The following is an 18337-nucleotide window of genomic DNA, read 5'->3' as shown; positions in this document are numbered from 1 at the left end:
TTTAGACGTTACACGCGACATGTAAACGGAGATTTCTGACCCGATGTTGCGGCCTCCGAATCGGGCATACGCCCACATCGGCCCGTGAAGCGGTTCTCGTTGCCCGGCCCGGTTGCACCGGTCCTGCTGGACTGGGACGCGGGGCTGCCCCACTTGGCGGGACATCAACTGACACAACGGTGCCCGCACAGCGACCGGCGCGGGGACTACGCTTCCCCTATGGAAGGAGGGCTGCACCGTGACTTTCCAACCCCCACCGCCACATGATCCTCGCGATGAATCCCAGCACCACGCGCCCCGGCCGGAAGCGAATCGCGTCAACTACGCAACCCTGGTCATGGAGCAGACACGTCTGCTCGAAATGATCGCGACGGGTGTCGCGTTGCAGACCTGCCTGTCAGAACTGACCGTTGCCGCCAGCCGCATAGATCCAACCGTGCGCGCTGGCGTCGTGCTGGCCTCACCCGATCGCACCAGCATCCAGGACCTGCATTCTGCGCGCCTGCCCGAGTCCTTCGGCAAGGCGGTGCACGGCGCCCCCGTGAACGACCTGAAGTTCGGCACATGCGGCACGGCGATTCACACCAACCGGATGACCACCTGTAGCGATATCCAGGCCGACACCCAATGGGCGCAGCCCTGGCGCACGGCCTGTCTGGGCATCGGCTTGAGATCCTGCCTGTCGATGCCCATCGAGGACACCAGCGGCCAAGCGATCGGCTCGTTCTTCCTGGGCTGGCGCAAGGCGCGGGCACCGGATGAACAGGCCAAGAACATCGCGACGTTCGGCGCCTACCTTGCCGGGGTCGCCATCAACAGCGACCAGGCCAAGCGCCGCATGGAAGCCGCCCGAGCAGACCTTCAGGCCGAGATGGCGCGCGCGCGGCTGCTGCAGGACATCAGCGTACGGCTGCTGTCGGGCGACAACGAGCAAGTCCTGTACGACGACATCGTCTTTGCCGCGACCGAGATGATGGCATCGAGCAGCGCCGCGCTTCAATTGCTCAGCGCGCAGAACGGCAACGGTGCGGAGCTGCGGCTCTTGGCCTGCAAGGGCTTCGATCCCCGCGGCAGTCCGTTCTGGAACGACACGTCGCTGGACAGCCACTGTCTGTGCAAGGAGGCGCTACGCTCGGCGGCGCGGGTCTCGGTGCCCGACATTTCCCAATGCGCGTTCATGTCGAACGCTGCGGAACAGGATGCGCTCCACACACTGGGCGTGACGGCCGTGCAGGCCACGCCGCTGATCTCGCGCGCGGGCGCGGTGATCGGCATGTTGTCCACGCATTGGCAGGATGCGCACCCCTTGAGCAACCACGACGAACGCCTGCTTGATCTTTTGGTGCGCCAGGCCTGCGATCTCATCGACCACAAGCACACGGAGCTCAAGCTGCTGGAGGCAGACCAGCGCAAGAACGAATTCATGGCGCAGCTGGCGCATGAGTTGCGTAACCCGCTCGCCGCGATCCGCAACGTGACGGACCTGCTGCACAGGCGTTTTGGCGCTGATCCCAACCTGCGCTCGCTTGCCTTGCTGCTGGGCCGCCAGATCAAGCACTTCTCACGGCTCATCGACGATCTGCTCGACGTGGGCCGCGTCGGCCAGGCCAACTTCCTGCTGCAAAAGGAACACGTGATCCTGCAAGACGTCATCAAGAGCGCGATGGAAATGGGCGAGGCCGCGGTGCGCAGCAAGCAGCAAGCGCTGATGCTGTCGATGGACGAACCGGCAATGCCTGTCAATGCCGACCCCGTGCGGCTGGCGCAGGTGTTTGCCAACCTCATCAACAACGCGTCGAAGTTCTCGCCGGTGGAGTCCACGATCGATGTATCGGTGCGTGTGGAACAAGCCGGCGCCACGGCGCAAGTGCGGGTGCGCGATCACGGCATCGGGCTGTCGCGCGAGGACCGCGCCCGGATCTTCGATATGTTCTTTCGCGTGGATCGGGCCAATGCGCAAGGCGGGCTGGGCATCGGGCTGTACCTGGTCAAGCGCCTGGTGGACTTGCACGGCGGGCAGGTCGAAGTCAGCAGCCGCGGCGTGGGCAAAGGGGCGGAGTTCACGGTCACCCTACCGATGGCGCAATCGGAAGCCGCCATGGATGCCAGCGCCACGCCGGCCAGCGGGCGGACGCACCGGCCACTCAAGATCCTGATCGCGGACGACAACCGGGACGCCCTCGAGACGCTGGCCGAGATCCTGAAGCTGGAAAATCACGACGTGCTGACCGCCCCCGATGGCCAGACGGCCTGGACGCTGGCGTTGGAGCACAAACCCGAGGTCATCATGCTGGACATCAGCATGCCAGGCATGGACGGCTACGCGGTCTGCCGGCGGGTACGCGGCGAAACGTGGGGCAGCGGCGCGCTGATCTTCGCAATGAGCGGCTACGGCGGCCCCCAGGATATCGAGCGCAGCCGCGTCGCGGGCTTCGATCATCATTTCGTCAAACCCGCCGATCTGGGCGAAATGCTGCACTACCTGATGCAGCGCGGATAAGGCGGTTGCAGGTCAGCGCGCATCCACGGCGCCGTCCGTCAACCGCCAGAAGGTTTCATGCAGCGCCAATTCCGAGGCCGTGCAGTCCAGTCCTTTCAACTGCGACGCGTACGCGCCGATGGCGCGCGCCTTGGACGTCGCATCCACCGCAAGATGCGCCGGCGTGGCCGTGACGCCGCGCGCGAGCAACTGTGACAGCCGCGCCTGCACCACGCCACGCAGCTGGCGGTACGGCAGGTCCTCGTAAGCGAACCAGCCAACGCCGGGCAGCGACTCGCGGATCATCAGCGCCGCATCGCTGACGCGCACGTGATCCGAATGGAACAGGCCCAGCGGCATGACCACGCTCGCAGGCGCGAGGCTCGCCAGCAGGTGGAACAGACGTTCGGTGATTCGAGGCGCATCTTCATCAGGCGTCGCGGTGTACTGGCTATCCAGAAAATCGAGCGCCCGCCCGACTGCGCCCACCATGCCAAGCGCCTCTCTGTCTTCGGCCAGCCGGCACGTCATCGCCGCTTGCGCATTGTCGAAGCCGCAACGCCGGTCCCACTCGGTGCGCAAATGCGGCGTCGGCGCGAGCGCCGTGTACACCGTCACGACGGTGCTGCCCGGGCGCGCGGCCAGCAGGCCCGCGCAACTCAGAACCGCGTCGTCCAGATGGGGCGAGATCACCACCAGGGGGGATGGGGGCAACACAGGGGCGTCAGCCGGGCCCAGCGCTTGCGTGAAGAACATCGATGTCTTGGATCCGCAGCGGATCGCGAGGAAATGAAACCGAGCCCGCAGCAAATGCCATGCCGGACAACAGCCGGGCGCCAGGGTTCTCACGAAGGCCTGCGAGCCAGAATCAAGGGGCAAGTTTGCCGCAGGCACGCAATTTGCGGCGAGCTGCTCCTGCTGGGCACCGGAATCGTCGACATCCGCGACAGCGTACAGATCGGTCACGTGCCTCTTCGAATCCCGCCGCGCCGGCACGCGGCCTCGAAGAGCATCCGATCCGTATGTTGCGTGCCCCAACAAGACGGAGCTGTATCGGCATGAGAAAAAAAGCAGGGCCGCCTCCCCGTTCCGCTGGCGCGTTGCTCGTCCTGGTGCTGGTCGCCTTTGGCGGCTTCCTGGCCGCGATGCTGTTCTCGCTGCACCTGTCCGTGGAAAAAAGCGACGACATGTCCGCAATGCGCCAGAGCAAGGAGCTGCAACAGGCGATCAGCAACATCCTGGACGACGTGGCACAGGCGCAGGAAGCCGTCGCGATCTGGGACATGCTGGTCGACGAACTGGCCAAGCCCGCTCCCGACCAGGTCTGGCTCGACGACAACGTGGGCGCGTGGCTGCACCGGCTGTTCGAGCAGGATCTGGTGTTCATCCTGGGGCCGGACGACGCCCTGCGTTACGGCAATGTCCACGGCGAAATGGTTGACCCGGAGCGCTACGCCTTCTACGAACCCGACATCCGTCCGTTCGTCGCCTTGACGCGCGGGGTGACCACCCGGCCGAATAACGACCACGAACGCCTGCCCGGCCAGCCGCCGTCCGCCGACGCGTCTGCACGCACCACGCGGGCGGCCGTGCACGCCACCGATCTTGCCATCGTCGGGCAAAGGCCGGCGGTCGTGAGCGTCATGCGCGTCGCGCGCTTTTCACCCGACCTCAATGCGCCGGCCTTCGAGACCCGCAATCTGCTCGTCAGCGTCCGGTTCATCGACGGCAATTTCCTGCATGCGTTTTCGCGCGACAACCTGATCGACGGGCTCCATTACCATGCCACGCGCACGCGCCATGACGGCGTCGACGAACGCGAAATACCCCTGACATCGTCCGATGGCGCCGCGCTGGGCTTCCTGATGTGGCGTCCGGACCTGCCCGGCTCCGAACTCTGGCGCGCCATGCTGCCATCCGTCGCCGCCATGCTGGCCAGCGCGCTGGTCCTGATCGCGTTGCTGGCGCTGCGCACCTATCGCCTGCTGCGCCAGCAACAGGCGCACCTGAGCGCACTACGGACGGCCCATGTCGAACTGAAGGCCAGCGAAGCGCATGCGCAGCATCTCGCCTTTCACGACGTGCTGACCGGACTGCCTAACCGCGCCTATTTCAACACCTGCGTGGACCAGGCGCTGGTCCGCCGCCGGCCCGATGCGTGCTGTGCGGTGCTGCTGCTGGACCTGGACCATTTCAAGCAGGTCAACGACACGTGGGGCCACGCCGCGGGCGACGCGCTCATCGAAGAGTTCGCAAGACGGGTCAAGCTCATCCTCGGGCCGGACGATGCGGTCGCGCGGCTGGGCGGAGACGAGTTCGCCGTGCTGATGCAGAACGCGACCGAAGCTGGCGCGACCGCCCTGCTGCAACGCATTCTCGCGGAGGTGCGCGAGCCCTTCGACCTGCTGGGCGGCCGGGCCTTCGTGGGCGCCAGCATCGGCGCGTCGATGGCCCCGCGTGACGGCACGACGCGCAGCGAGCTGCTGCGCAAGGCCGACATCGCGCTGTATCGCGCGAAAGAGCTGGGCAGGAACCAGTACAGCTTCTTCGCCCCCGACATGGACGACACGCTGAAGGCCAAGGCGGTCATCGAGGAAGACCTGCGCCGCGCGCTGGCCGGCAGCGGCCAGCTCCAGGTCCATTTCCAGCCGCAGATCGACAGCAGCACGCAGCAGCTGGTGGGCGTGGAGGCGCTGGTGCGGTGGAATCATCCGGGCAAGGGCCCTGTGTCGCCGCAGATCTTTGTGCCGGTGGCCGAATCCACGGGGCTGATCGTGCCGCTGGGCGAATGGGTACTGAAGGAAGCCTGCCGCGCCGCGTTGCAATGGCCGGGCCTGTCCATCGCCGTGAACCTGTCGCCCGTGCAGTTTCGCGGCCAAGGATTCGCCGAGCGCGTCATCGACCTGGTGCAACGCGCGGGCGTGGACCCCGCGCAGATCGAACTGGAGGTCACTGAAGGCGTGTTCATTGAAGACGATGGCCGGGTGCAGAAGGCCATCGCCACACTGCGCGCTGCGGGATTCCGGATAGCGCTGGACGATTTTGGAACCGGCTATTCCAGCCTGAGCTACCTGCAGCGGTTCGCGGTCGACAAGATCAAGATCGACCGCAGCTTCGTGGCCAATATTGGCGAAGGCAGCGATTCGACCGCCATCGTGAATGCGGTCGTGATGCTGGGACGGTCAATGGGACTGACGATCAACGCAGAAGGGGTCGAGACGCCTGCGCAACGCGATTTCCTGCGCGCTGCGGGCTGCGATGAACTGCAGGGCTTTCTGTTTTCGCGCGCGGTGCCGGAAGCAGAAATTACCGAGTACCTGCGTAAGGCGCGGTCAGTAGCCGGCCGCTGACCCTCGACGCCAAGGGCGCTTGGATCCAAACGCAAAAACGCCGCTATGAATAGCGGCGTTCACAATGTCCTGCGAATTGGGGTGGTGGGTTGTGCGAGACTCGAACTCGCGACCAACGGATTAAAAGTCCGCTGCTCTACCGACTGAGCTAACAACCCGACCGAAGCCCGAAATTATGGCGGATTTCGATGGGCTTGTCAAAAAATGACAGCCGGTCGTGTTGCAGGCGCGATCTGTCCGCATCCCGCCACCGCAACGCGCCAAGAAAACGGCCGCTCGCGGCGGCCGTCTTCAGAACGCATCCAGCTCCTGGATTACCAGGCGGCCACCACAGCGCCCTTGAACTTGGTCTGGATGAATTCCTTCACAGCGGGGCTGTGATAGATCGAGACCAGCTTGGCGAACTCGGGACGGTCCTTGTCCTTTTCACGCACGACCAGCACGTTGGCGTACGGCGAATCGGGCGATTCCTGGGCGATGGCATCCTTGGTCGGGTTCAGGCCGGCTTCCAGCGCGAAGTTGGTGTTCACGGCCGAGGCGTCGGTGTCGTCCAGCGAACGCGGCAATTGGGCGGCGTCCAGTTCGATGAAGCGCAGCTTCTTGGGGTTTTCGACCACGTCGATCGGCGTGGCCTTCAGGCCCGCTTCCGGACGCAGCTTGATCAGGCCATTGGCCTGCAGCAGCAGCAGCGCGCGGCCGCCGTTGGTCGGGTCGTTCGGCAGCGCGATGCGGGCGCCTTCCTTCAGTTCGGACAGCGACTTGATCTTCTTGCTGTAGATGCCGATCGGGAAGATCACGGTCTTGGCGATGCTGACCAGCTTGTAGCCGCGGTCGGCGTTGGCGTTGTCCAGGTAGGGCTGGTGCTGGTAGCTGTTCAGGTCCAGGTCGCCCGCGGCGAGCGCCACGTTGGGCTGCACGTAGTCCGAGAACTCGATGACCTGCAGGTTCAGGCCCTGCTTGGCGGCTTCGGCCTTGACCACATCAAAGATCTGGGCGTGCGGGCCGGCGGTGACGCCGACCTTCAGGGGCTTGTCCTGAGCCAGCGCGGGCTGGGCGAAAACGGCGGCGCCCAACGCGAACGCGGCCAGCGACTTCAAAACCTTGATGCTCATGTTGCGATATCCCGATATGACGGAAGTAGGAAAAAACAAAGTGGATCAGCGATGCGACATGCGGCGCACGAAGCGGTCGCCCAGGCTCTGGATGGCCTGCACCAGAACGATCAGCACGATCACGACCGCGGCCATGACGTCGGACTGGAAGCGCTGGTAGCCGTAGCGGATCGCCAGGTCGCCCAGTCCGCCGCCGCCGATGGCGCCGGCCATGGCCGAATAGCCGATCAGGCTGACAACGGTCACGATGGTGGCGGCGATGAGGCCCGGCAGGGCTTCGGGCAGCAGCACCTTCATGATGATCTGCATGGGCGAAGCACCCATCGCGCGCGCTGCGGTGACCAGACCCGGATCGACTTCGCGCATGGCGTTTTCGGCGATGCGGGCCATGAACGGAATCGCGGCCACGGACAAGGGCACGATGGCGGCGGTGGTGCCGATGGAGGTCTGTGCCACCAGCCGCGTGAACGGGATGATCGCGACCATCAGGATCACGAACGGCACGGAGCGGGTCGCGTTGATGATGGCGCCCAGCACGTGGTTCACGGGCTGGTTTTCAAGCATGTTGCCGCGCGCGGTCACCGTCAGCGTCACGCCGAGCGGAATGCCGATGATCACCGCGATGGCGCTGGCCACGCCCACCATCAGCAGGGTGTCAAGCAGCGACGTAATAAGCAGGTCGATCAGTTGCGGACTCATGAGCTATTTCTTCAACGGTAATGTCACGGGCGTTCAGGGCGGCGATGCCGTCCTTGAGCGCGGCGGGCGCGCCTTGGGCCAGCACGAACATCGTGCCCACGGCCACGCCCTGGATGTCTTCGACGCGCGCCTGCACCAGGCCCACGTCCAGCGCGAACTGCCGGGTCAGGTCGGACAGGAAGGCGCCCGAGGCGTCGGTGCCGGTCAGCGACAGACGCAGCAGACGCACGGCCTGGCCGGGCTTGGCGGCGGTAAGCGCGCGGATGCGTTCCTGGACGGCGGCCAGCGTGGCGTCGGTCAGTTCCGACGCGGTGGCGGCCGACACCATGTTGCGCGTCACGTCGTGGCGCGGCTGGGCGAACACTTCGCGCGTGCTGCCGATTTCCACGACCTCGCCCTGCGACAGCACGGCGACGCGGTCGCAGACCTCGCGCACGACTTCCATCTGGTGCGTAATCATGACCACGGTCACGCCGGTCTTGCGGTTGATGTCGCGCAGCAGCGCCAGGATGTTGTGCGTCGTTTCCGGGTCCAGTGCAGAGGTGGCTTCGTCGCTCAGCAGGACGTCCGGATTGTTGGCCAGCGCCCGGGCAATGCCGACGCGCTGCTTCTGGCCGCCGCTGATCTGGCTGGGGTAACGGTCGCGCAGATGCTCCAGGCCCACCAGCGCCAGAAGGCGCTCGACGCGCGCCGGAATCTCGGCCTTGGCCACGCCCGCGATTTCCAGCGGCAGGGCCACGTTGCCGTACACCGTGCGGCGCGACAGCAGGTTGAACCCCTGGAACACCATGCCGATACGGCGGCGCTGTTCTCGCAGTTGCGCTTCGGACAGGCCCGTCAGGGCTTGGCCGCCGATGGAGATGTTGCCTTGGTTGGGACGTTCCAGCAGGTTGATGCACTGGACCAGCGTGCTTTTACCGGCCCCGCTGGGACCGATGATGCCGAAGACCTCGCCCTGCTCGATGTGCAGGTTGATGCCGCGCAGCGCCTGGAATTCTCCGTGCGGCGTGGCATAGGTCTTGGATAGGTTCTCGATGTGAATCATGGCAAGCGATTTTGTATCTTTTCTCTTCTAAAGAGAACGACCGTTTTTTCCATTTTTAATAACTACAAGTAATATGAGTTGCCGACTCGGCCCCGCTGCGCTTCTCAAAGGACGCGCAAGTGCCCCGACAACGGCGATCCGGCAAAGACACAAAGGGCAGCCGGGAAGGAAAGCCTTCCTGACTGCCCTTTTAATTGGCGGCCGACGGGCGGCCGATCCGGGTTCAGCGAGCGCGCGAAATGCGGACTTCCGCGCCGCGGCGCTTCACTTCCAGGCCTTCGGACGGCGAAATCCGCAGCCCTTCCAGCCCCTTGATGTAGCTCGAGCCCTGCATCTGCATCACGCGGATCTTGTTGCGCATGACGACCGGGTTATGCACCGGCATGCCGAACATCCAGACCTCGTCCAGGATACGAGCCGAGTTGAACTCGCCCGTATGCTGCGCGGCCGGTCCGAGACAGAGCATGTGACCTTCGCGGCCAAACACCGGGAACTGGCCCAGCTCGCAATCGATGGTCCAGGTGGTGCCACCCTCGTAGCGGTGGCCGGTGTTCAGATCCCACCAGGCCTCGCCCTTGGGCAGGTAGACGCGCACCTGATTGCCCGGTTCGGTGACCGGCGCCACCAGCAGGGCCGGACCCAGCAGGTATTGCAGATCCCATTCGTGGGCGTGCGGATCGTTCGGGAACGACAGCGCCATGGAGCGCTGCACCGGCAGGCCGGTACGGGCCGAGTCCTCGATGGCGCCCAGCACATAGGGCACGAGGCGGTAGCGCCACTGCATCCAGGTCTTGGCGTGGGACAGGGTTTCGTCGCCGAAATCCCAGGGCATCAGCCCTTCCACGCCTTGGAACGAGAAATTGGCCGAGAACACGCCGGCGGTCAGCCAGCGCAGGTAAAGCTCGGACGTCATGCCCGAACGATCGCGCGCGGCTGAACCGATGTTGTGCACCTGGACGGGCACGCCGCTCGAACCGATCGACAGGGACGTGCGCAGCGTGTGGCGCAGGCCTTCCCAGGTGTTGTCGACCTGGGGCCCCACCTGCCACGGCAAGCGCTGGGCCGCCGGAAAGAGGTCGGCGCTGGGCACCACGCCCTCGGGCGGCACCTTCAGTCCGGCCACCGCGTCGAACAGCGCGCGGCGCACCAGCAAGGGGTACATGGAGCGCAAGGCCGGGCCGGTCTCGCCGTTGCGGGCGGTCACGCCATCGGGAATGGCGATCTGCGCGTCGCAGGCGGGCGCGTCCAGGCCGTCTTCCACCAGTTGGCGGTGACGCTCGACCCACAGGTTGTAGATGTCGCGGTAGGTCAGGTCCAGCAGGCCGTAGGGCTGGCCGGACGTGGCGGCGTTGCCGTCGAACACCTGGGCGGCGCCGTCGTCCTTGGTCAGCAGCCAGCCGCGGTCTTCCAGTTCTTCAAAGAGCGGACTGGTCTTGATGACGCCCGGAAAGCCGGAGGCCGCCACATGCACGTTGTGCTTGTGAAAGAGCGCCAGCATCTGCTTGGCGTCGGGAAAGCGTTGGGCGTCCCATTCGAAAACCGTTTTGTCCGCCTGAAAGCCCCACGCGATCGGCTGGGCCAGCGTCACGGCGTCGACGGGAATCTGGTTTTCGCGCATGCGCGCCACCAGAGCGACCGTCTGCGTCGGCATTTCGCCGGCAGCCTGCTGCAGCCACGCACCCATTGCCCACAGGACGGGCTGGCCGGCGCGGCCGGTCAGCGCGGTGTATTGATTCAGGATTTCGGCGGGTTCGCCGGCAAAGAGGAACAGGTCCAGCACGGCGTCGTCGACGGTCAGCACATAGGCCGAATCCGCGGGCGCGACGCCCACCGAGTGTTCCACGCGGCGCATCGTATTGGCGTAGACGCCCCAACCGCGCGGGCTCCATGCCAACGGCAGCGCACGATGCTCGGGGTCGTCGGAGACCACCGATTCCTCGCGGCGGTTCAGGTCCCCGGGCGTTTCGCCCAGGCCGAACACCCGCTCGTCGGCAGCCAGCGTGAAGCCGGCCGTCCAGACAGCGTCATCGGCCTGGTCCAGCGCGTTGTACCCGAATGCGGGCGTATGCGCGGAAACCTCGGATTCGAAGACGCGGTCTTCGTTGCGGTACAGGGCGACGCGCACAGGGTTGGTCTGAATCTCCAGGGCGACGTCGCCCTGTGTGATTCGCCAGCCGTCCCCGCTTTCGCGGGGCGCGATGGTAGCTTCGCCCACCGCCTCCTGGCGTGCGAGCAGCATTTCGGCCACGGCGCGCACGCGCGCGCCGGGCTTGTCATCATTGAAGTGGTTCGCCTCGCCGCAGCGCAGGCGAAAAACTCCAGGCGCATGCGCCTCGACTACCAGGTGCAACCCATCGCCCGCGTCGAAATCGATGCGACTGGGGCGGGACGTCAACAGCTCGACATTATCGAGCTGGGTAGTATGGGCAAAGTCGAACTTGGGCGGCACAGAGCATCCCCCGGCTTAAGCCAAAAACCATCAAAAGACGCTATTTTGACGGATTTGAGCTTTGAAATAAACTCGATCCCTCTTTTGGACGGTTAATTCATCCAAAAAAGGGGCATGAAGCCCTTGGCCTGCGCCAGGCGCGCAGACGCCGCCGAGTCGCCGAATTGCCGTCCCGAAAGGTCAATTGCGGCCTATTCGCGCCAAATTCCGGCAATTCTTACAATTCTACGCCAGCCCGGCAAAGCCCCCGCCGCGCATTAAATTTTTTTCATCGTGGTGAAACAAGCTGGGCCAGATCGGTCTCCAGCGGCAGCGGTTCGGCCATCAGACGGGCCGCGATCAGGTCTCCCATCAGCGCCGACCACGACAGCCCCCGCGATGCATAACCCGCAGCCAGCCACAGACCCGGGGCATGCGGCAATTCTCCGACCGCGGGCAGACGGCCCGACAGGACGGCGCGCCACCCAGCCCACCCGGGCAGGCTGCCCGGCACCAGCGCGTCAATTGCCGGAAAACGGCCATCCAGCAGCCCGGCCGCCTTGCCCAGCGTGACGCCCTGCCCTTCGGCGCCCACCACGGCCTCGACGGCGCCGTGGACATAAGTGCTGCCGACGACGCAGCCCACGCCGATGTCCGGCAACAGATACCCCTCGCCCCCGACGATGCACCGCGGGCCTCCGTCCAGCGCCGCGGCAGGGATCAAGGTGACTTCGCCGGCCAGCGCGTGCATCTGGGCGACGCGGGGCAGCGGGTCAAGCAGGCCGCTGGCCGCCAGCACCTCGCGCGAACCGGCGGCATTGGCCAGGATCACGGTGTCGGCCCGGGCCAGCTCCGCACCGGACGCGTCCAGCACGCGCCAAGCCTGGCCCGCAGACGACACCCGCTCGGCGCGACCGGGGATCACCACCGCGCCGGACGCGGACAGCAACGCGTCGATCAGCAGCCCCGGCTGCACCAGCATCCCTTGCGAAAAGAACACGCCGCCCCGCGCGACCGGCAGTCCGGCCAATGCGCTGGCTTCTTCGCGCGACACCTGGCGCACCCAATCCGACGGAAACGCCAGCGCTTCCAGGGTGCCGGCCAGCGTCGCCGACCGGCCCGCGTCCCGCTCGACCTGGACGGTGCCGCACACCCGTGGCGCCGCGCCGCCCGGCAGACCCTGCCAGCGCGCCATCGCCCGCTCGCTGCCCGCCCGCGACAGCCGCGCCCGTGCGTTGTCATCCCGCGCGACCACCGGTGTAAGCGCCGCAGCCAAGTGGCCGGCATGCGCCGGCGCGCCCAGCGACCGGGCGGCGTCCAATACGGTGACGCGCCAGCCTCGGCCCGCCAGCGCGTGAGCAATGCCCGCACCGGCCAGCCCCGCGCCCACGACCACCGCATGCCGTTCCGATGAGACCGCCGCCGGCAGCGCCGCACTTCCGGCCTGGAGGACCCGCCCCACCGTCATGTGCCATTTGCCCCCATATCCGGGCGCCCGCCGCACGTCGAAGCCGGCATCGGCCAGATTGCGGCGCAGTTCGCCGGTGCAGGCCCACGTGGCGACCGTGGCGTCCGGCGCCGCCAGGCTGGCCAACGCGCGCAACAGCGGCGGCGCCCACATCTCGGGGTTGCGCTCGGGCGCGAAGCCGTCCAGGAAAAACGCGTCCACCCGTGCGCCCAGGCGCGGCGCCAGCACCTGCGCATCGCCAAAGCCCAGCGTCAGCGTGACGGCGCCGTTCTCGAATTCCAGCCGATGCAGTCCCGGCAGCAGCGCCGGCCACTGCGCAGCCAGGGCGCGCGCCAGCCCTGCCAGCGGCTCGGGCGCATGGCGCGCCAGCAGTGCGGCCAGGTCGTCCCGGGAAAATGGGTGCGCTTCCATGGAGACGACGTGCAAAGCCGCAGACCGTTGCGGATCGTCCCGCCACGCTTTCCACAGCGCCAGGAAGTTCAGCCCCAATCCAAAGCCCGTCTCGCAGACGGTGAACGAGGCGCGCCCCCGCCAGCGCTCCGGCAGTCCGTTGCCGCGCAGGAAGACGTGTTCGGCCTGGCCCAGCGCCCCCGACGGCGAGTGATAGACATCGCCATAGACGGAACTGACCAGCCTGCCGTCGGCATCGACATCAACCTTTGCGGGAACCAGCGGAACGTAAGTCACAGACATCCAGCCCAATAAATACAAACACGATGAAGCGCGAATTATCGGGCCACCGGCCGATTCGCGTTGGATGCGCACCACGCGGCCCAATGGATTAGTCCGTTTGCCACCGGTTTGACGCATGGACGGGCTTACACTGGGCCAATGGATACCTACGATCAGCCCCAATCGCTGGCTTCGCCCATCGACCTGTGCGCCGCCATCGACGCGGCGGTCACGGCCGCCCATGCCGGCGCAGCCATCCTGCAATCCTACGCGCACCACCGCGCCGATCTCGTGATCGATCGCAAGGCCCGCAACGATCTCGTATCGCAGGCGGACCGCGAGGCGGAGGCCGCGATCATCCAGGAATTGAAGGCCCGCACGCCCAGGTTCGGCATCGTCGCCGAAGAAACGGGCGGCAAGGCGCAAGGCGCGGCCACCTGGTACATCGACCCGCTCGATGGCACGACCAACTTCCTGCACGACATCCCGCACTACGCCGTGTCCATCGCCCTGATCGCGCACGCGGGCACGTCGATGTCGGCCAACGAAACCCTGGCCGTGGACACGCCGGTCATCGGCGTGGTCTACGACCCCTGCCGCGAAGAGCTATTCACGGGCGTGTACGGCGTGGGCGCATGGCTGAATGGCCGGCGGATCTCATGCTCGCGCACGCAGACGATCGAAGACGCCGTCCTGGCCACGGGCTTCCCGTTCCGCGACTTCTCATTTGCCGCGCAGTACATGCCAATGTTGCATGACGCCATCAACCGGTCTCGCGGCGTGCGCCGCATGGGCGCCGCCGCGCTGGACCTGGCCTGGACCGCCTGCGGCCGATACGACGGCTACTGGGAAATGGGCCTGGCGCCCTGGGACGTGGCTGCGGGCACGCTGATCCTGCGCGAAGCGGGCGGTGTCTGCACCGACATGCACAAGCAGGATCCCTGGCCGATCGGCGGGCGCGTCGTGGCGGGCAATCCCGCCATCGAACGCGCGCTGCATGAAATGATTGCCCCGCATCTGAACAAGCAGGGCTGAAACGCAAACCGCAGGCAGCCAAACGGCGGCCTGAACGACAGAGGCCGCCGTGAGCGGCCTCTGCCGCTTTACGCGGACGTCTTGGCGGATGCCGCAGCGGCCTGCGCGTCCGGCCTCAGCTCGCGGCGCAGGATCTTGCCCACGTTGCTCTTGGGCAGTTCGTCACGGAACTCCACAAAGCGCGGGCGCTTGTAGCCCGTCAGCTTGTCCTTGCACCACTGCTGCACCTGTTCTTCGGTCAGCGCCGGGTCCTTCTTCACGACGAACACCTTGACCGCCTCGCCGGAGTGCTCATCGGGCACCCCGATCGCCGCGCATTCCAGCACGCCGGGATGCTGCGCGACCGCCGCCTCCACTTCGTTCGGATAGACCTTGAATCCGGACACCGCAATCATGTCCTTCTTGCGGTCCACGATGCGCGTGTAGCCCTGTTCGTCCATGATGCCGATGTCGCCCGTACGGAAGTAGCCGTCGGCCGTCATCGAATCGCGCGTTTCATCAGGCTTGCGCCAGTACCCCAGCATGACCTGCGGCCCGCGGATGCCGACTTCGCCGCGTTCGCCAAGCGGCACCTCGTTGCCGGCATCGTCCAGAATCGCCACATCCGTCGACGGCAACGGCAGCCCGATCGAACCGGAATACGCCGTCGCGTTGGTGGGATTGACCGTCGCCACCGGCGACGTCTCGGACAGGCCGTAGCCTTCGATCAGCGGCCGCCCGGTGATCTTCAGCCAGCGTTCGGCCACCTGCTGCTGCACGGCCATCCCGCCGCCCAGCGTCAGCCGCAGGCCGGAAAAATCCAGCTTCGCAAAGTCTTCGTTGTGCGCCAGCGCGTTGAACAGCGTATTGACGCCCGGAAACAGATTCACCGGCGTCTTGCGCCATGCGTTGATCAGCGACGGCTGATCGCGCGGATTGATGATGAGCACGTTGCGCATGCCCGCATGCAGGGCATACAGGCCGCAGACCGTCATGGCGAACACGTGATACAGCGGCAGCGCGCTGATGATGGTGAGCTGCTGGTCCGCCAGGTCATGCACGACCGGCTGCGCCACCGCTTCGGTCTGCAGCACGTTGGCCACCAGATTGCGGTGCGACAGCATCGCGCCCTTGGGCACACCCGTGGTGCCACCCGTGTATTGCAGCACCGCCACGTCGTCCATGGAAATGGACGGCGGATTGAACGGCAGGTGCGCGCCTTCGTGGAGCAGCTTGGGCAGCGCGTGCGCGCCGTCGATGTGCCACGCAGGCACGATCTTCTTGATGTAGCGCGCGGCCAGATTGACCAGCGGCGCCTTCAGGCCGCCAAGCAGATCGCCCGGGCCGGTCACGACAATGTGCTTGAGGTCGCCGCGATTGGAGACCTGCTGCAAGGTATGCGCGAAGTTTTCCAGAATGACGATGACGGACGCGCCGCTGTCCAGCAATTGCCGCTGCAGTTCGTCGGCGGTATAGAGCGGATTGACGTTCACCACGGTCATGCCCGCGCGCAGCGATCCCAGCATGCACACCAGATACGCCGGCACGTTGGGCATCATCAGCGCCACGCGCGCGCCCTTTTCGAGGTTCAGGCCTTGCAGCCATGCCGCGAACGCGCGTGCCTGCCCGTCCAGCTGCGCATAGGTGATGTTGCTGCCCATCGCCGTGCAGGCGATGCGTGATGCGTAACGCTTGCAGGCCCGGTCCAGCAAGTCGGTGAGCGAGGAATAATCCTCGGTGGAGATCTCCGCAGGAACGCCTTGGGGATACTGAGCAAGCCACGGACGCGTCATGGTATTTGTCTCCATTAAATTGATTTTTGAATGATGATACCCTTTGTCCGTTCCCCATATTCCGCCCGAGTTCGCTCATGAAACTCCTTGAACCCATCGTTGCCTGGCACCAGGATATTTCCAAGATCCGACGCGATATCCACGCGCATCCCGAACTGGCCTTCGAAGAGTTCCGCACCGCCGACGTGGTGGCGGCCAAGCTCGAGGAATGGGGCATCGAGATCCATCGCGGATTGGGCGGAACTGGCGTCGTCGGCATCATCCGCGGCAACCAGCCCAGCGATCGCGCCGTGGGCCTGCGCGCCGACATGGACGCGCTGCCCATGCAAGAGGTCAACACCTTCGCGCATGCCAGCCAGAACGAAGGCAAGATGCACGCCTGCGGCCACGACGGCCATACCGCCATGCTGCTGGCCGCGTCCCAATACCTGGCCGCGAACCGCGATTTCGCGGGCACGGTCTATGTCATCTTCCAGCCCGCCGAGGAAGGCGGCGGCGGCGCCAAGCGCATGATCGACGACGGCCTCTTCACGCAATTCCCGATGGAAGCAGTATTCGGCATGCACAACTGGCCCGGCATGAAGCCCGGCCAGTTCGGTCTGACGCCCGGCCCCATCATGGCCTCCAGCAACGAATTCTCGATCGTCATCAAGGGCAAGGGGACGCACGCCGGCATGCCCCACCTTGGCATCGATCCCGTCATGGCCGCGGTGCAGATGGCGCAATCGCTGCAGACCATCGTCACGCGCAACCGCAATCCGCTGGATGCCGCGGTGCTCAGCATCACGCAGATCCACGCGGGCAGCGCCGACAACGTCGTGCCCAACCACGCCGAATTGCGCGGCACGGTGCGCACCTTTACGCTGGACGTGCTGGACCTGATCGAACGCCGTATGGAAGAGATCGCCCGCCACACCAGCGCGGCGATGGACTGCGAAGTCGAATTCACGTTCCAGCGCAACTACCCGCCCACCATCAATCACGCCGACGAAGCCGCGTTCTGCGCCGACGTGCTGCGCGACATTGTCGGCGCGGACAACGTCAACGCCAACGTGCAGCCGACCATGGGTGCGGAAGATTTCGCCTTCATGCTGCAGGAACTGCCGGGCTGTTACGTGTGGATCGGCAACGGCACTGGCGAGCACCGCGACAGCGGCCACGGACTGGGCCCTTGCATGCTGCACAACGGCAGCTACGACTTCAACGACGATCTGCTGCCGCTGGGCGGCACCTACTGGGTGCAGCTGGCGCTCAAACGCCTGGCCAAGGCCTGAACGGCCCCGCTGCTAAGTTACCCGACGTCCTGCCCGCCGACCGCCAGGCACATCGCCAGAAAGCGTTCGGCGGCGCGGGCAGCCGCATCGGCATGCGGCACCAGGATGCTCAGCGTTCGCGTCAGCGGCTTGGGCAACAGGCGCAGGGCCGCCAGTGCCCCGTCTTCGTGACGCATCGACATCACGGACACGAAGCCCACGCCCAACCCCGCACGCACGGCCTGCTTCACCCCTTCCACCCCCGCCAGCTCCAGGCCTACCGACGGCGCCAGACCGCCATCGCTGAACGCCCGTTCCACCAGCCGGCGCACGCCGGAACCGGGTTCGCGCATCACCAGCGGCGACCCCGCCAGATCCCGTAGCGTCACGGCGCCCTTGCCCGCCAGGGCGTGATCCGCCCGCACGATCGCCACTACTTCGTCCTGCCGCCATGCGTGCACCGCCGTGTCGGCGGGCAGTCCGGCGGGCACGTCGCCTTCGATGAACGCCAGGTCCAGCGCCGGCAGGCGATCCACGATCTCGCGCGTATTGCCGTCCGACAGATGCAGGCTGACGGCCGGAAACGCATGGCGAAAGTCCGCCACCAGGCGGGGCAGCAGGTAGCTGGCCGGCGTGGTGCTGGCGCCCAATCGCAATGCACCGGTTTCCAGGCCACGCCAGGATTCCCGCACGGCCTGCGCCTGCCGGTACACCTGGCGCAACTGCCGCGCCTGCTCGGCCAGGCGCTCGCCGGCTTCGGTCAGCGCGATGCCGTGGCCGCTGCGGCGGTAAAGCGGTTCGCCAAACCATTCCTGCAAGGCGCGCAGCTGGCCGGACACCGCCGGTTGCGACAGATGCAGCGCCTGGGCGGTGCGGCTGATGTTGCCGGTATCGGCGACTGCGGCAAATGTGAGCAATTGATCCGGCGTCATGGGCTCGATATCAGAATTTCTGATATTCAATATTTAGATTGAAGATTTTTCAAATAATACGGCCGGATCTAATATTTCGTCTAGTTATGTAG

General features: G+C 65.8%; 12 protein-coding genes and 1 tRNA gene. 4 read left to right on the top strand and 9 right to left on the bottom strand.

Annotated elements, in window-relative coordinates:
• Positions 1–238: 238 nt before the first annotated feature.
• Complete coding sequence (locus AC6CIE_RS25670) at positions 239–2500, top strand: hybrid sensor histidine kinase/response regulator (RefSeq protein ID WP_498094555.1); 2262 nt, start codon at positions 239–241, stop codon at positions 2498–2500.
• Positions 2501–2512: 12 nt separating this feature from the next.
• Here the strand turns inward: AC6CIE_RS25670 and AC6CIE_RS25665 are convergent, their stop codons facing one another.
• On the bottom strand, positions 2513–3445 hold the full coding sequence (locus tag AC6CIE_RS25665) for a PIG-L deacetylase family protein (protein ID WP_498094553.1): 933 nt from the start codon (positions 3443–3445) through the stop codon (positions 2513–2515).
• A 92-nt stretch (positions 3446–3537) separates the two neighbouring features.
• Here AC6CIE_RS25665 and AC6CIE_RS25660 point away from each other — a divergent pair, with 92 nt between their 5' ends.
• Complete coding sequence (locus tag AC6CIE_RS25660; protein WP_498094551.1) at positions 3538–5829, top strand: putative bifunctional diguanylate cyclase/phosphodiesterase; 2292 nt, start codon at positions 3538–3540, stop codon at positions 5827–5829.
• A gap of 82 nt (positions 5830–5911) precedes the next feature.
• On the opposite strand, the gene AC6CIE_RS25655 is transcribed toward AC6CIE_RS25660, so the two are convergent.
• The 6 genes from AC6CIE_RS25655 to mnmC form a co-directional block, all read right to left on the bottom strand.
• Positions 5912–5987, bottom strand: a tRNA-Lys gene (locus AC6CIE_RS25655).
• 156 nt (positions 5988–6143) lie between these two features.
• Positions 6144–6941 carry a MetQ/NlpA family ABC transporter substrate-binding protein gene (locus tag AC6CIE_RS25650; protein ID WP_175125593.1) on the bottom strand — a complete coding sequence of 266 codons (798 nt, stop codon included), beginning with the start codon at positions 6939–6941 and terminating at the stop codon, positions 6144–6146.
• Between the two features lie 45 nt (positions 6942–6986).
• Positions 6987–7640, bottom strand: a complete 654-nt coding sequence (locus AC6CIE_RS25645) for a methionine ABC transporter permease (RefSeq protein WP_056569227.1) — start codon at positions 7638–7640, stop codon at positions 6987–6989.
• Positions 7597–8685 (bottom strand): methionine ABC transporter ATP-binding protein, encoded by a 1089-nt coding sequence (locus AC6CIE_RS25640; protein WP_498094549.1) that lies wholly within the window; start codon positions 8683–8685, stop codon positions 7597–7599. Before AC6CIE_RS25640 ends, AC6CIE_RS25645 begins: the two co-directional genes overlap by 44 nt.
• A gap of 223 nt (positions 8686–8908) precedes the next feature.
• Entirely contained in the window at positions 8909–11134 is a 2226-nt protein-coding gene (locus AC6CIE_RS25635; RefSeq protein ID WP_175125599.1) for a glycoside hydrolase family 31 protein, read from the bottom strand.
• A gap of 268 nt (positions 11135–11402) precedes the next feature.
• Positions 11403–13274 (bottom strand): bifunctional tRNA (5-methylaminomethyl-2-thiouridine)(34)-methyltransferase MnmC2/FAD-dependent 5-carboxymethylaminomethyl-2-thiouridine(34) oxidoreductase MnmC1, encoded by a 1872-nt coding sequence (gene mnmC, locus AC6CIE_RS25630; RefSeq protein WP_498094547.1) that lies wholly within the window; start codon positions 13272–13274, stop codon positions 11403–11405.
• Positions 13275–13412: 138 nt separating this feature from the next.
• Here mnmC and AC6CIE_RS25625 point away from each other — a divergent pair, with 138 nt between their 5' ends.
• Positions 13413–14288: an inositol monophosphatase family protein gene (locus tag AC6CIE_RS25625; RefSeq protein WP_175139407.1), complete on the top strand. Its 876-nt coding sequence runs from the start codon at positions 13413–13415 to the stop codon at positions 14286–14288.
• 68 nt (positions 14289–14356) lie between these two features.
• Here AC6CIE_RS25625 and AC6CIE_RS25620 read toward each other — a convergent pair whose 3' ends face one another.
• On the bottom strand, positions 14357–16060 hold the full coding sequence (locus AC6CIE_RS25620; protein ID WP_175125605.1) for an AMP-binding protein: 1704 nt from the start codon (positions 16058–16060) through the stop codon (positions 14357–14359).
• Positions 16061–16137: 77 nt separating this feature from the next.
• Here AC6CIE_RS25620 and AC6CIE_RS25615 point away from each other — a divergent pair, with 77 nt between their 5' ends.
• Positions 16138–17334: a M20 aminoacylase family protein gene (locus AC6CIE_RS25615; protein ID WP_498094545.1), complete on the top strand. Its 1197-nt coding sequence runs from the start codon at positions 16138–16140 to the stop codon at positions 17332–17334.
• A 17-nt stretch (positions 17335–17351) separates the two neighbouring features.
• Here AC6CIE_RS25615 and AC6CIE_RS25610 read toward each other — a convergent pair whose 3' ends face one another.
• A complete protein-coding gene (locus tag AC6CIE_RS25610; protein WP_175125610.1) occupies positions 17352–18245 on the bottom strand; it encodes a LysR family transcriptional regulator in 894 nt (297 codons plus the stop codon).
• Positions 18246–18337: the final 92 nt, after the last annotated feature.

This window comes from Achromobacter sp. GQ309 (assembly GCF_059759315.1).
This window is presented reverse-complemented; position numbering and strand designations above follow the sequence as displayed.